Annotated in this window: 12 protein-coding genes; 4 read left to right on the top strand and 8 right to left on the bottom strand. The window is 71.5% G+C overall.

What is annotated here, in order from left to right; genetic code table 11:
• Positions 1 to 67: 67 nt before the first annotated feature.
• Complete coding sequence (locus tag OG225_RS36335) at positions 68 to 1,084, bottom strand: alpha/beta fold hydrolase (RefSeq protein WP_405179239.1); 1,017 nt, start codon at positions 1,082 to 1,084, stop codon at positions 68 to 70.
• A 198-nt stretch (positions 1,085 to 1,282) separates the two neighbouring features.
• Here OG225_RS36335 and OG225_RS36330 point away from each other — a divergent pair, with 198 nt between their 5' ends.
• From OG225_RS36330 to OG225_RS36315, 4 genes are read left to right on the top strand one after another with little or no spacing between them, the layout of a single operon-like run.
• Positions 1,283 to 2,581, top strand: a complete 1,299-nt coding sequence (locus tag OG225_RS36330) for a lipopolysaccharide biosynthesis protein (RefSeq protein WP_405179238.1) — start codon at positions 1,283 to 1,285, stop codon at positions 2,579 to 2,581.
• Positions 2,578 to 3,471 (top strand): glycosyltransferase family 2 protein, encoded by an 894-nt coding sequence (locus OG225_RS36325; protein ID WP_405179237.1) that lies wholly within the window; start codon positions 2,578 to 2,580, stop codon positions 3,469 to 3,471. The genes OG225_RS36330 and OG225_RS36325 overlap by 4 nt, the downstream gene beginning before the upstream one ends.
• A 25-nt stretch (positions 3,472 to 3,496) precedes the next feature.
• Positions 3,497 to 4,441 carry a glycosyltransferase family 2 protein gene (locus tag OG225_RS36320; protein ID WP_405179236.1) on the top strand — a complete coding sequence of 315 codons (945 nt, stop codon included), beginning with the start codon at positions 3,497 to 3,499 and terminating at the stop codon, positions 4,439 to 4,441.
• Positions 4,438 to 5,442 (top strand): alpha/beta fold hydrolase, encoded by a 1,005-nt coding sequence (locus OG225_RS36315; protein WP_405179235.1) that lies wholly within the window; start codon positions 4,438 to 4,440, stop codon positions 5,440 to 5,442. The genes OG225_RS36320 and OG225_RS36315 overlap by 4 nt, the downstream gene beginning before the upstream one ends.
• Positions 5,443 to 5,461: 19 nt before the next feature.
• On the opposite strand, the gene OG225_RS36310 is transcribed toward OG225_RS36315, so the two are convergent.
• The 7 genes from OG225_RS36310 to OG225_RS36280 form a co-directional block, all read right to left on the bottom strand.
• Entirely contained in the window at positions 5,462 to 6,094 is a 633-nt protein-coding gene (locus OG225_RS36310) for an MspA family porin (RefSeq protein ID WP_405179234.1), read from the bottom strand.
• Positions 6,095 to 6,197: 103 nt separating this feature from the next.
• A complete protein-coding gene (locus tag OG225_RS36305; RefSeq protein ID WP_405179233.1) occupies positions 6,198 to 7,715 on the bottom strand; it encodes a class I SAM-dependent methyltransferase in 1,518 nt (505 codons plus the stop codon).
• Complete coding sequence (locus OG225_RS36300) at positions 7,712 to 8,536, bottom strand: family 16 glycosylhydrolase (RefSeq protein WP_405179232.1); 825 nt, start codon at positions 8,534 to 8,536, stop codon at positions 7,712 to 7,714. The genes OG225_RS36305 and OG225_RS36300 overlap by 4 nt, the downstream gene beginning before the upstream one ends.
• The gene (locus tag OG225_RS36295; RefSeq protein ID WP_405179231.1) at positions 8,533 to 8,748 is read right to left on the bottom strand and encodes a hypothetical protein; all 216 of its coding nucleotides are present in this window, start codon (positions 8,746 to 8,748) and stop codon (positions 8,533 to 8,535) included. The genes OG225_RS36300 and OG225_RS36295 overlap by 4 nt, the downstream gene beginning before the upstream one ends.
• Before the next feature lie 3 nt (positions 8,749 to 8,751).
• Positions 8,752 to 10,905 (bottom strand): hypothetical protein, encoded by a 2,154-nt coding sequence (locus OG225_RS36290; RefSeq protein WP_405179230.1) that lies wholly within the window; start codon positions 10,903 to 10,905, stop codon positions 8,752 to 8,754.
• A complete protein-coding gene (locus tag OG225_RS36285; protein ID WP_405179229.1) occupies positions 10,902 to 13,139 on the bottom strand; it encodes a glycosyltransferase family 2 protein in 2,238 nt (745 codons plus the stop codon). Before OG225_RS36285 ends, OG225_RS36290 begins: the two co-directional genes overlap by 4 nt.
• Entirely contained in the window at positions 13,136 to 14,053 is a 918-nt protein-coding gene (locus OG225_RS36280; protein ID WP_405179228.1) for a glycosyltransferase family 2 protein, read from the bottom strand. Before OG225_RS36280 ends, OG225_RS36285 begins: the two co-directional genes overlap by 4 nt.
• Positions 14,054 to 14,085: the final 32 nt, after the last annotated feature.

Raw genomic sequence — 14,085 nt, 5'->3', positions numbered from 1 at the left:
CTGTCGTGCTAGATAGTCGGGCGCGACGCGCTCCGGGTTCCCGTGCACGGCGGCCGTGGCGGCGATCTCAGTGCGAGCGGGCCGCGGCGGCGGTGAGGATCGCCTCCACCTGCGCGTGGACGGCGGCCTCCCCCACCATCGACAGGTGCCCGCCCGGCACGTGACGTATCCGGTCCTCGGGCACGCCGAGTCCGCGCCACAGCTCGGCCTGGCCGGGCGCGTCCTCGGTGAGCAGTACCGTCACGGCGGCGCAGTCGCGAATGCGATAACGGCGCTGCGCCCGCATCCCCAGCTCCCAGAACACGCGCTTCTGGCGCGCCGGGTCGTAGCGGATCAGGCCCGCGCCCGCCGCGCGCAGCACATCCGCCGCCAGGCGCAGCGGGCGCGGCGCGGTGCGGGCCGCTCGTTCGCCCGCGCTGAACCCCTCCTGCCCCGGACTCCACATACGCAGCGCGACATCGGCGTCAACGACGGTGTCCAACAACACCACCGCGCCGACCCGCTGCCCGCGCGCCCGCAGCAGCGCCGCGACCTCGAGTGCGACGATGCCACCGAAGGAATGGCCGACCAGCAAGTAGGGGCCCCCGGACTGGGCGGCGGTGATCGCGCGCAGATGACGCCGCGCCGCGCCCCGGACTCCCCACGAGGCCCGTGCCCGGCCCTGCAACCCGTGCGCCTGCAACCCGTACACCGCGAGCGCGCCCGTGCCCGCGCCGCCGAGCCCGGCGAGCAGCGGCAGGAACCACGCGACCGTCGCGCCCGCCCCCGCGAAACAGAACACCGCGGGCGACCCGCCGGGCCGCAGCCGCTGCGTCGACGCTCCCCGCGCGCGGAAGCCGCCGCGGTGGCGCTCGAGCACCCGATCGACCTGTTCGTCCAGGGTGGGATCGCCTCGGAAGTCCGCGGCCTCCAGGGGCGCGACCATCGTGATGCGCGATCGCGCGACCACTTCCTCGACCTCGAGCGAACTTCCGCCGAGATCGGTGAAGGTGTCTTCGGGTTCCGGGTGTACCGCGAGCACTTCGGACCAGACGGCCGCGAGTTCGTCGCGGGCCGCCACGCGGCTTCTCGGGGCCGTAGGCATTCGTCGTCTCCCATCACGGCAACCCACGCGGACCGCCTCTGTCACAGCAGTCGCCCGGTGATCTGTCCCGGTTCCCGTGACCGCCGCCGCGGTCGTGGTACTGTTCGATCGCGCCCCGGGCCGAATCCGGCCACACTCCCCCGCCATCAGCCGCCCGACAGCGGTTGCGACCGCTCGGCTCGAGAGCGACATATCGTGGTGGGCGACACCGACATCGGCGCGAGCGACGCGCCACCCGACGACAGTGCTCGGCGATTCACCTCAGACTCCGGCGCGCTGATGATCGCCGGAGTTGTGAACGGCGGACTGGGACTGGTCTTCTGGGCGGTGGCGGCCCGCACACTGCCCGTGGAGGCGGTCGGGCGATCCGCGACCGCGGTGATGGCGGCCACGACCATCGGCGCGCTGTCGAATCTGAGCATGGGCCCGTTCTTCGAACGTTTCCTCTCGACCGCGGGCGCGGCCGGCCGCACGGTGATCTTGCGCACCCACCTCGTCGTCGCCCTCGTCGCCGCGATACTGGCGCTCGGCTACGTCGCCGTCGCGCCGAGGGCCGAATTGTTCACCGACGGCGGGGATGTGGTGATGTTCGTCGTCACCACCGTGGTGGTCGGCGCCTTCGCGCTCCAGGATTCGATACTCATCGGCCTGCTGCGCGGGCGGTGGACCGCGATGAAGAACATATTCCACGCGGTGGCCAAACTCGTGCTGCTGCTGATATTCGCCGTCGTGCTCGCCGACTCGACGGCGGTGCTGCTGGCATGGACACTGCCCGCCGCGGTCGCCGCGGGCACGGTGGGTGTCCTGATCGCCGCCGCGCGGGGCGGGCTCGACGAGATGTTCGGTCGCGGCGACACGGCGGTGCCGCCGCCGGCCGCGCTGGTCAGGGAATGCGCGTCCCTGTACGGCATCGTCCTGGTGAACGCCCTGCTGCCGGTCACGGTCCCGTTGCTGGTGGTGCACGAACTCGGGGTGGTGGACGCCGCCTATTTCGGGGTGTCGTGGACCTTGGTCGCGGGCGTCACCCTCATCCTGTCGATGATCAGCGGCCCGTTCGTCGCCCGCGCGGCCGGTCGCCCGCCGGATCTGCCCGCCCTGGTCCGCCGCCAGACCCGGCTGCTGCTCGCGGTCGCGGCGGCGGCGGCGCTCGCGCTGGGCGTGATCGCCCCGATCGCGATGACGGTGATCGGAGCCGAATACGCGGACAACGCCCGCCCGCTGCTGATCGCGATGGCGGTGACCCAGATCTTGTCGGTGCCCGGCTATGTCTTCGGCGGTCTCGTGCGGGTGCGGCGCCGACTCGGCTACGCCCTGTGCGTGCAGATCGGCATGGCTGCGGGGGTGATCGGCCTGACCTGGGCACTGCTGCCCCGATACGGCCTGTCGGCGGTCGGAATCGCCTACCTGATCATGGAATTCGCGATGATACTCGCCGTCGTCCGGCCGATCCGCCGGATGCTCGCCGATATCGACGCCGACGCGGCGCGACAGCCGTGAAGGATTCGCCGCCGCCGGTGACGGTGGTCGTCCCCGCGCACAATGCGCGGGCGTTCCTCGCCGAAGCCGTCGAATCCGTACTGGCACAGGACTTCACCGACTACGAACTGCTGATCGTCGACGACGGTTCCACCGACGGCACGGCCGAGATCGCCGGGGGATACCGCGATCCGCGTGTCGTCGTCGTGCGCAGGACGTGGGAAGGAGTCGTCGGCGCGGCCAACCACGCCCTCGATCGCGCGCGGGGCGAGTTCGTCGCCCGGCTCGACGCCGACGACGTCATGTTGCCGGGCCGTCTCGCCGCGCAGGTCGCCTATCTGCGCGGACATGCCGGGGTCGTCGCGGTCGGCACCGACTACCGGCTTTTCGGCGACAGCGCGGGACGCGTGCGGATGCCGAGAAGCGACCGGGCCTGCCGCCAACGACTGCTGCTGAGTAGTTGTTTCGCGCACTCCACCGTCATGATGCGGCGCAAGGTGCTGTCGGACAACGGGATTCGGTACGCTCCCGAGACCGGGGGTTTGGGTGAGGACTACGCCCTGTGGTGCGAGCTGAGCGCCTACGGCGCGTTCGCCAACCTGCCGATACTCGGCGCCGCCTACCGGGTGCACCCGGCACAGGCGAGCGACCGGAGATGGCCCGAACTGCTGGACTCCTACTGCGCCATCGCCCGCGCGCACGCCGCGCGCACGGGCCATCCGGCGCTCGAAAGCGATGAACTGCTCGCCCTGCTGGCGCCGGTCGACGCCGCGACCCCCGTCGATTCGCGGACCGTGGCACGTGCCGCGTGGCACGCGCTACGGCGTGCGCCGGGAATCGAGACCACGAGATTCGTCGCCGCGAACGCGGCACGCCGCATGAGGGAGGCACGTGCTGCCCGACGGACCTGACACCGGCCGACGATCCGGAGTGGACGTGATCATCCCGGTATCCGACGCCGCCGATCACATCATCGACTGTGTCGCCTCGCTGGCACGTCTGACCCCGCGCCCGGACCGGGTGATCGTGGTGGACGACCACTCCGGCGACCGCAGCGGCCCCCTCGCCCTCGCGGCGATCACCGCCGCGGGGCTGGCGGGGACGTTGATCACCCACGCGCACCGGCGGGGTCCTGGCGCGGCCCGCAACCGCGGCCTGGCGGCGGCGACCGCGCCACTGGTGTGGTTCGTCGACGCCGACGACACGGTCGACCCCGACGCGTTGCGTATCCTGCTGGACGCGCTGGGAGAACACGATTTCGCGGTGTGCCGGACCAGTCTGGCCTGCGAGACCGGCGAGGTGGACGGCATCGACGAACCGCCGCCGGACCGGGCGGCGGTGACCGGCCTCGAATACGCGGGCATGCTCCTGGACGGACGCGCACGCGCCTACGCGCCGACGAAGCTGTTCCGCCGCGCGCTGCTCCCGGCGCGGCCGTGGGACGAGGTGCGCCGCTACGAGGACTTGGCCGCGATGATCGCGCTGGCCTGTTCCGCGCGCACCGTCGCCCTGGTGGCCGAGGCGCCCTACCGCTACCACCGCCGCGGCGGTTCCGCGTCACGGATCTTCGACCCGGCGAGTTTCGAACTGCTGGCGCTGCCCGAACGGGCGCTGTCGCGTCTGCGCGCCGCGGGCGCCGCGCCCACCCGGGCCGCCGCGGCCGAGTTCACCGCCCGCGAAGCCGTATTCCCGCTGGCGCATCTGGCCATGCGCGCGGCGCCCGATCCGGACGCCGCACGCGCCATCCGCGCCGCGGGCCGGATGCTGGGCCGCGCGGACCTGGTCGCGCTCGCGGGCGCGGGTCACCTGCGCACGGTCGCCGCGACTGTGCTGCTGAAGACCTTTCCCCGCTGCTACGCGAGAATTCTGAGGACACGATGAGCGCGCGGACACGACAGGCCGCGACCGAGGCCGTACTCGAGGTATGGCGAGAACTGCTCGGCGTCGACACCATCGGCGTCGAGGACACCTTCACCGATCTGGGCGGGACCTCGTTACAGATCGTGGAACTGCGCGACCGGCTGGAACAGCGTTTCGGGCTGCGGCTGACGGTGGCCGACCTGGCCACCGCGGCAACCGTGGCGGAGTTGGCCGAACGCCTCGAACGGCAGGGGCGGCGCGCCTTCACCGGCCGCGCCCCCGTGACGACCCGCATCGGACGCGACAGCACCAACGCCACGACCACGGTTTTCTGCCTGCCCGGTTCCGGCGGGAGTCCGTGGTCGTTCGTGCCGCTGGCGGGCCGCCTGCCCGACGGCATCGTCTTGGAGGTGATCTGTCAACGCGGCCTGGAACACCGCGGCCCCGCGCACTACCGGATGCGGTCGCTGGTGCGCTACGCGGTGCGCGCGATCCGCTCGGTTCAGCCGCGCGGTCCCTATCTGCTGCTGGGGCATTCGATGGGCGGGGTCGCCGCACTCGAGATCGCCGAGCGATTGCGCCGCGACGGCGAGGATATCGCGCTGGTGGTCCTGCTGGACGCGCCGCTGCCGCTGGCCACCGCCCGGATGCTGGGTGAACCGACGCGGGCGCCCGGCGGGGCGGTCACCGCCAGGAGCGGCTCGCTTCCGCACCGGATCGACCTGTACGCGGCCATGCTCACCGCGGGACTGGTGCGCAGGCCCCTCGGACGCCAGCAGGAGTTGTTCTACGAGATAGGGCTGCGCGTGCAGAACCGGCACCGGCTCCGGCCGCGGCCCTGCCCGGTGCTAGCGGTGGTCACCGATCAGACCGCCCACCACGTGCCGGGCTGGCGCCGAGTGCTCGGCGACATCGCGGTGATGCCCGTCGACGGCGGGCATATGGATGTGGTCCGGGACGGACCGGTGTCGTGGCGGCTGGCCGAGCGGATCGGCGCGGAGATCCTGCGGCGGCGCGGGTGACCCGCGCCGCCGAGGCTTCTCAGATATCCCAGACGCGCCCGAAGGTGGTGACAGTGTCACCGGAGTCGCTGACCACCGTCACATAGGGCTGGATCGTGGCCGGGCCGACGACGCCGGTCACGGTCCCGAAGAAGTTCACGATGCTGATGTATCCCTGTGCGCCGCCGATCTTTCCGCTGGCGACCTCGACCTGCTTCACGCCCGGACCGAATCCGACCTCGAGCTCACCGCTCAGGGTAGGGATGAGGCTGCCGTTGAACCCGAGACTGGACACGCCGCTGTCGACGTTGAAGCCGAACGACGGGGTCGAATAGCTCAATTTGATCTTGCCGGTGAGGGTGGCGGGATAGCCGACCAGGTACCCGATCTTGATCGTGCCGGTGAACTCGTCGGCCTTGTCACCGGTCACCGTGAATTCCGCTTTGCCGTTGTGCTGCCACTGCCGGGTGAGCGGATTGCGGTCCAGCGGCGCGAGACCGCGCACGAAGGTGTCGGCCTGGATGGCGGTGATGGTCCTCGACTTGGCATCCACCACGATATCGGTGTTGTCCACCGCCGCGGCGGCGACACCGCCGCCGAGGGTGGCCGCCAAGGCGACGGCGAGACCCGCCGCGGCGAGTCGGGCGCGGGATCGGGGGTACGAGCGCGACATCGGTGTCCTCATGTTTCTCTCATTTCTGTCACTGCCCGCCGGAGTCGGCACGGCAGACGGAGCGGGCCTTGCGGCCCATTCGCGCTGTGGAGGGACGGGGCTTTCAGCGCGTGACGGGTAGACCCTGCCCGTGTGGTCCGGCGTGGTCGTCGCGCTGTTCGCGGCGGTAGCCGATCGGCAACGCCGCCAGCGCTCCCGCGGCGAACAGTTCGAGTCGCCGTGTGTGGCCGTCGGTCGCGCCGAGTTCGACGCTCCCCGGTAACCCCGCGAAGTCGGACGACGCGAAAACTGGGCTGAGAACATCGAATTCGGGTCGGCGCCGCAGCCGTGCCCCCGCGTCGGGGCCGCGCTCGACACGGTAGGCCGGACTCGGCGAGAGCGCACCGGCCAGCGCGGAGTGGTCCGCGTCCACGAAGCCGGGGAACCGCTCGCGGTCGATCACGAGCGCGTTCAGTTCGGTATCGACCGGATCGGACAGTTCGGCGATGATCCGCTCGTCCTCGAAAGCCCATCTCGGGCCGTCGAGCAGATCGGCCGGACGGCGCGAGATCGCGTACCCCGCGGTGCGCGCGCCCGCGAACCGGTCGATGACGGCGCGGTAGTCGCGCACGCGCGGGAGGAAGTTCTGGAGGTAGCGGTAGGGGCGGTAGGGGTCGCAGCGCAGCACGCCGCTGTCGAGCGCCCACATCGAGTCGAACATGGTCCACCCCGCCGCGTCCGTCACGCGGATCGACTCGCGGATGAAGTGGGCCTGCGCCGGGATCTCGGGCAGACAGGTGGAGGAGAACACGGCGTCGAACGAGCCGTCCCGGAACGGCAGGTGGAACTGGGCATCCGAACAGATCGCATCGATCTCGGCGGTCACGAATCGCTTGACCGCGAGCAGGTTGATCAACTGGCCGTCCAGGCACACGAGGTGTTCGGGTATCCGGCCGGAACGGGCGAGAAGGTTCTCGAACATCCCGTGCCCGCCGCACAGCGACAGCACCCGCGACCCGATCGGCAAGCGCGCCACCTGCAACGCGGTGGCCGCGGCGCGTGGCGAATAGAACCGCTGAGCATAGAAACTGCCGTCGAGGACCGTGTTCGGCGACCGGCGCGCACGGGCGGCGGCCGCGCGGGCGCGCACGACCGCCAGGCGCCGATGCGCCCGCGCCGCGACGGGCGCCGGAAGCGCCCTGGCCAGGCGTCGGCGGACGCCGATGTCGCCCAGGACGCCGTAGTCGGCGTCGGCGGCCAGCGCCGCGGCTTCGAGCCGCGCCGAACGGATGTGCGACTCGACCGCGAAATGCTCGTAGTCGTCGAAGCCGCCGATCGCGAGTCGGTGGACGAGCGGACTGTGCGCGCGCAGCCACCGCAACAGCCCCTCGACATCGCCGCGGCGCAGGTAGTCCACGGCGGCAGCCTGGATCGGCACGTACGGCGCGAGCGCCTCCTCGTGTCCGCCGTACCCCTTGCCGAGCCCGAGCAGCAGCACGCCCGCCACGATCGGGAACTCGAAGCTCTCCCCGCGCACCAGCCCGTAGTCGATGTCGTCGCCGGAACGGGCGGCCACCGTGTCGAGGACGAGCGGACCGCCGGTGTACGGGCAGACCAAGTGCTCGATCGTCGCCGCCCTCATCGCCGCCGCTCCGGTTCGTACACGCTGACCCAGTCCACCTGGACCTCGGTGGACTCGGGAGTGCCGACCCACGGACACGGCGGCGCGCCGTCCTCCAGTGCCTTGCGGCACCCGCCCGCCTGCGCCTGGATGCCCAGCCACATCGGCACCGAGGGAACTCGATCGCCGGTCTCGGTGGCCCACACCCGCCCGTCCACGGTGTAGCGGATCTCGCCGGGCAGCCATTCGACGCCTAGGGTGTGCCACCGGGTGAAATCACCCTCGAGCACCTGCTTGGACTTCTGCGCACGGCCTCGCTCGTCGGTCCAGTGCACGAAGGCGTCGAGGTAGTCGCGGCGGCCACCGAAACTCTCCGCGAAATCGATTTCCGGCGGCCAGGTCTCGTTCTGCGGCCACAGCAGCAGGTGGAAAGTCACCGCGTCGCTGGGATCGGCGCGGACCCGGACCTCCCACTTGCCGTACAGCCGCGGGTGCGGCCACATGCCGGTGCCGCCGGTCACCATGCGGCCGAACTCCTGATAGCCGCGCAGCACCAGCATCCCGTCGCGCACGACCGTATGCGAGGGCAGCCAGTAGCTGTCCGGATCGCCGCCGGGGACGCCGCTGTAGCGGCCCCAATCCGATTCGGTGAGATCGGGACCGGTGAAGTCGTCGACGAAGACCTGACGCCAGCCGTCGAGATCCCCGCGCGGCGCCGCGACGCCGGAGGGCCCCGCCGCGCCCGCGCGGCCGTCGATGCCCGTCACCAGCAGGCAGACCCCGATCGAGACGACGACCGAGACGACGACCGCGCCCCAGCGCCACCCGCGTGCCCGCCTCACGTCATCACGCCCATGCGGACCACCGTCGCCGCGATGCCGAGCACAACGGCCACGACCACCAGCGAGTGCAGCACCGGACGCGACGTCGCCAACCGGTCGATGCTGCCCTTCGCCGACACCGTCCGTTCCCTCAGCAGGGTCGACACCGTCAACAGCGCCAAGGCCAGCGCGAACATCACCGCGCCGCCGGGTCCGATCACCAAGCCCCACATCTGTCACCTCCCTGGAGTGCGGGCGAGTACGAGCGCGTGCGGCGTCCGCTGCACGACGCGATAGCGTCCTTGGGCCACCAACTGGTCGCCGAAGGCGTAGAGCCAGCCGTGCGGTGCGCCCCACTGCAATTCCAGTGCCGCCTGCTGGCTGGTGCTGAGCAGGATGTAGTCGGCCGCGAACGACTCGACGCAGTCGAGCGTCCACACCGAGCACACCCCGCCCTGGGGCCACACCACCGTCGTCAGTCGTCCCTGCTTCAGCACCCCTTCACCGTTGGCGGGCAGCAGGGTGGTGCCATCGGGAACCGAGTCGAGCAGCGAGCGCGCCGCCGCGGCCAGGTCGGCCGGATTCCGCTCGAACGCGGTGTTGAGTCCCCGTGTGGTGACACCGAGCACCGACGCGCACCACACCGCGACCGTGAGCACGAGAACGGGCGCGCCGCGCCGGAAGGCCGCCGCGCCGAGACGGCGGTACAGCCGGTACAGGCCCAGCGTCGCCAGCGGCGCCATCACCGGCAGCGCGTAGTAGAAGCAGCGCAGCACGATCTCCCCGCCGTAGCTCTGTGCCGCCACGAGCGTGAACGGCGCGAGCAGAACCGCGGCGACGGCGGGCGCCGACGGCTTGCGCCGGTACAGCAGCCAGCCGAAGCCCGCCAGCACGGCAAGGCTTCCGCTCCAGGCGATCCGCACGCCCTGCATCCGCCGATACTGTGCGGCGCCGCTGAACCGGTCACCGAGACCGGATTGCAGCGAGGAGCCCACCTTGCCGAAATCTCCCAGGATCACGTGCAAGTGGCCGGTCCAGTAGTCCGGCGCGCCGTAGCTGAGCCACAGCAGGAACAGCACGCCCATCGCGAGGGGAAGACAGCGCTGCCGCAGGCATCCCACCGCCGCCATCAGGGTCAGCGTCGCGATCGTCAGCACGGGGGTGAGCTGATGGCTGACCACCATCGCCGCGGCTATGAACAACAGCAGCAGTTCCAGCAGCAGGGCCTGAATCCTGCCGATCCCGGGCGGAAGACCGGGAACCCGGACGATCGCCGTCGAGATCCGCTGTCCGAGAGTGCCTTCCAATCGCGGGATGGGCGCGGATCGCACCATCCACAGCAGTGTCGCCACGATGGCGCAGTGCATGACGAAGACCACCGCCTGCGGTGCGAAGTAGTCCTGCTGGAACCAGTTGCCGCAGACGTAGATCGCCATCGCGATCCACGCGAGCCGTCTGCCGCCGGTCACGACCGTCGCGATGGTGAAGACCGGCAGCGCCGCGAAGGCGGCGAGGACCGCGGGCGCCCACAGCAGCAACGGCGCGGCGTCGGGCAGACCGGCCAGATCCACGAGCACCGCCGCCGCGTCGAAGAATCCGGACCAACTGAATCTGGCGTCCAGGCTGGGCGGCAGCCGGTGCGCGGCGCCGATGTAGTCGATGAAGCCCACGTGCACGAACCCCGTGCTCACCACCGGACTGCCGTCGGCGACGCCGACGAGTTGATACAGCAGGCACACCAGCAGCGCGACGGCGGCGCCCGCGACCGGCTGATCGAGCCTGCGGCGACCCACCGCGATCGCGAAGGCGACCGCGACCGCGGCCAGCGCGGCGAACATCCGCCATCCGACCACCGCGATCAGCCCGTACGGCCCCGCGGCGTCCAGGTCGATGACACGGGTCTCCCACCACCCGAGCACGGCCGCGCCCACGAGCGCCGCCACCGCCGCGACCCGCCACCGATCCCATCGGCGGACCGGCACGCGAACCCGCGCCGCGCGGGCGCCGTTCACCCGGCCGGACCGGACGGCGACGTACGCGGCCACCACCGAAACCGCGGTGACCAGCACGGCGCAGGGCACCGGGGCCCACCATCCCCCGGCCACCTGCCCCAGCGACAACAGCAGCCAGCTCGCCCACGACGCGCTCACCCCGAGCATGATCGTGATCGCCCGGCTCGGCAGCGCCAGCAACGCGACCACGGGCAGGCCCGGCGCGAAGGACACCATCACCAAGACAGCCACCACGCGGACCGGACCCGCCGCGTCGACCACCGCGGCGGCCGTCGCCGACGCGGCGACGACGGCGACCGCGACCGGCGCCCACGACGGGATGGCCGCTACCCGGCGACCGCCCGATGTGCCGGATGCGGCGACCGCGAGGGCCGTCATCGGCGTCTCCGCAGGCCGCCCTCACGAACACGGCTGCGCAGCAGGTGCACCGGTCCGGTCAGGTAGCCGGCGAGCTCGATGTAGGTCAGTTCGCGGGGATAGTCGGCGCTCTTGTCGCGATTCTTCTCCGAACCCGGGTCCAGGAGCAGACGCAGCCCGCCCGGCAGCACCGCCGCCGTCGCGAGCAGCGCCGGGCCACCGCTGACCGCGAAGCGGATCACGTTGGCGCACATACCGACCCCGTAGTCGTACATCTGTCTGCGCAACGCGGGCATGGTGGCCCGGTGATGGTGGCGAACGATGGCGGCGGGCTGATAGACGATCGCGGCGCCGCCGAGGATCATCCGGCGGAACATGTCCAGATCCTCACCGCCGCGAGCGGGCGAACCCGTACCGAGCACGGTGTCGAATCCGCCCACCGCCGCGAGCCACTCGCGCCGCAGGACCATGTTGTTGCCCGAACCGAACTCGCTGCCCGCGACCGGATACGCCGGTCCGCGCCGCCCGGCCACCACATGCGGCTCGTACCGGCTCAGCCGGGTCAACAGACCGGACCCGCCGCCGGGTTCCCACACCATCGGCCGGTAGCCGCGTTCGAATCCGCTGCTCTCCTCGAACCAGCGATGGGTGACAAGGCCGAGGTCGGCGGGCACGACCAGCCCTGTGACACAGCCGATCTCGGCATCGGTGTCGGCGTCGAACACCTCGCACACCCGCGCGAGCCAGTCGGGCTCGGCCTCGACGTCGTCGTCGGTGAACGCGACGACCTGCCCGATCGCGGCGGCGATGCCCGCATTGCGCGCCCTGGACACACCCCGGCGGGGTTCGGTGACGATACGCAGCCGGGGGTCGGCGATACCGCGCAATGCCCGCGCGACACGGCCTGATTCCGGGTCGTTGTCGACGACGATCACCTCGTGCGCGCGGCGGGTCTGATCGAACAGCACCGACCGCACGGCGGCGGGCAAGGTGTCGGCGCGGCCCAGACTGCACACCACCACCGACGCCGTCGTGGTCCCGCCGGGCCACGACGGCGCGGGGGCGGGCGCGGCGTCGCGCAGACCTTCGCAGGCCGAGAGCAACTGTCCCGCGACATCACCCATCGGGTCGAGCGCCACGTCCACCTGTCCGATGGGCCGATGGTTCGCGCGCACCAGCACGTGAACACGACCGGGCAGGGTGTCGCCGGGTACTCGCCGCGTCGCCTCCATCGGTTCCGCCGTCCGGTCCACACACCACACCGGCACGTGCGCGCCGTCCTCGGGTGCGCCCTTCGCCCCGGTCGTCGCCGAGACCGTGCCCCGCCGCAACAGACCGTCCGACCACCCGGCGACGGCGGCGACGAGACCGGCCACCGTCCACCAGATCCGGGACAGCGCGGCCCGGTCGCCTCGTGCGAACGCCGACAGTTCCCGGCCCACCGCGCGCGGGATGGCGACCAGCGCGTGATCGGCCTCCGCCGACATCGCCCGCGCGGCGCCCTCGAGCCGCATCAGCGTCGCCTTGGAGCCACCCTCGGCGAAGCAGCGGCGGATCAGGTACCGGCCGGTGCAGCGGTCGGCGGACACGTGGTGGTCGACGGGCGCACCGGGGATCCGCCGTATCCCCCCCGACGGCGCCACCGCGCGCATACGGATCGCCAGGTCGGTCTCCTCGCATCCGCTCGGCACCCCGCCCCGCCTGCCGAGCACCGACCGGAAGGCGCCCGCCTCGACGGCCACCGGCCGCCGCAGCCCCATATTCGCCCCGATCGGATTGCGGATCTGGGCGCCGAACGGAGCCATCCCCGCGTAGTCGCAGCCGATCGCCCAGTCGAATTCGGGTGGCAGCCAGCGCGGCCGGTCGCGCGAACCCGGCCACACCGCCACGACCTCGCCGCCGACGGCGAGCAGATCCGGGTCGGCGAATGCCGAGCGCATCGCGGCCAGCCAGCCCGCACGCGGCACCGCGTCGTCGTCGACGAACAACAGCACCTCGCGGTCCAGGGATTCGATACCGGTGTTGCGTGCCCCGGACAGACCGCGCTCGTGGCGGTTCTCGACCACGGTGACCGAGGGGAACTCCGCCGCGCACCGGTCCCGCAGCGCGGCGTTGTGGTCGACCACCACCGCGACCGCGGCTCCCTCGGTCTCGGCCTGGGCGCTCACCTCGCGAACGCACGCCGACAGCAGATCCCAGCGGCGTTCGGTGTAGCAGCAGATCACCACGCCGACCGTCGGTTCGCCATCGCTCACGTCGCGTCCTCGACCGCGTCGGTCCCGGCCGCCGGGGCGAGCCCCCGCGCGTTCCGATCCACGCTCGCGCACGGCGATTCCGTGCGGCGGGGCGCGAAATGCGTTGCCGCCGGTGACAGTCGGATGCTGCGATCGCGAGCTCGCCACTCGTACAGCAAAGTCCGCAGCACCCGCCGCCCGTCCCGCCAGGCGCTGAGATTGCTTGGTCCGTGCAGGCGATGTTTCTCGTGGCTGGGCACCTCCCGGATGACCAGCCCGGCCGCCGCGGCGCGGCAGGTGATGACGGTCTCGATCTCGAAACCGTCGCCCCAGCGGAAGGCCCCGTCGTCGGGCCGGTGATCGGGCAGGTCGAGCAGCGGCAGCACATCACGCCAAAAAGCGTTGTAGCCGTAACACAGATCGGTGAAATGCATGCCGAACAGCCGATTCGCGAGCAGGGTCAGGCCGTTGTTGCCGGCCCGGCGCAGGGCGGTGATGTCCGCGCTGCCGCCGCCCGCCGCGAATCGGGTGCCCTTCGCGAAATCCGCGCCCGACAGCAGGGTGGCGACGAAGGCGTCGATCTCCCTGGCGTCGGCCGAACCGTCCGCGTCGAACATGACGACGATTTCGCCGGTGGCGGCGGCGAATCCGCAGCCGAGCGCGTTGCCCTTGCCCCACCTGGTCTGCCGCAGGACGACAGCGTCGGGACGCAATCGCGCGACCACGTCGACCGATTCGTCGGCGGAACCGCCGTCGACCACGACGACTTCGTAGTCGTCCGGGATCGTCGGCAGTACCTGCCGCAGATTCGGGGCCTCGTTGAGCACCGGAACGACGACCGAGACGCGCGGCCAGTCGCCGTTCGCCGAACGATCGCTGCCCGCTGATCGCCCGCCGCGGTTGCGTCCGCGATACCAGTGGCCGCCAGTAGACATACTCATCCTCAGATCGGGTCGGTCTCCCTCTC

The sequence above is a fragment of the Nocardia sp. NBC_01377 genome (assembly GCF_045040005.1).
GTDB lineage: Bacteria > Actinomycetota > Actinomycetes > Mycobacteriales > Mycobacteriaceae > Nocardia > Nocardia noduli.
Note: the sequence above shows the minus strand (reverse complement) of the source record. Positions and strands in the feature narration are given on the sequence as shown.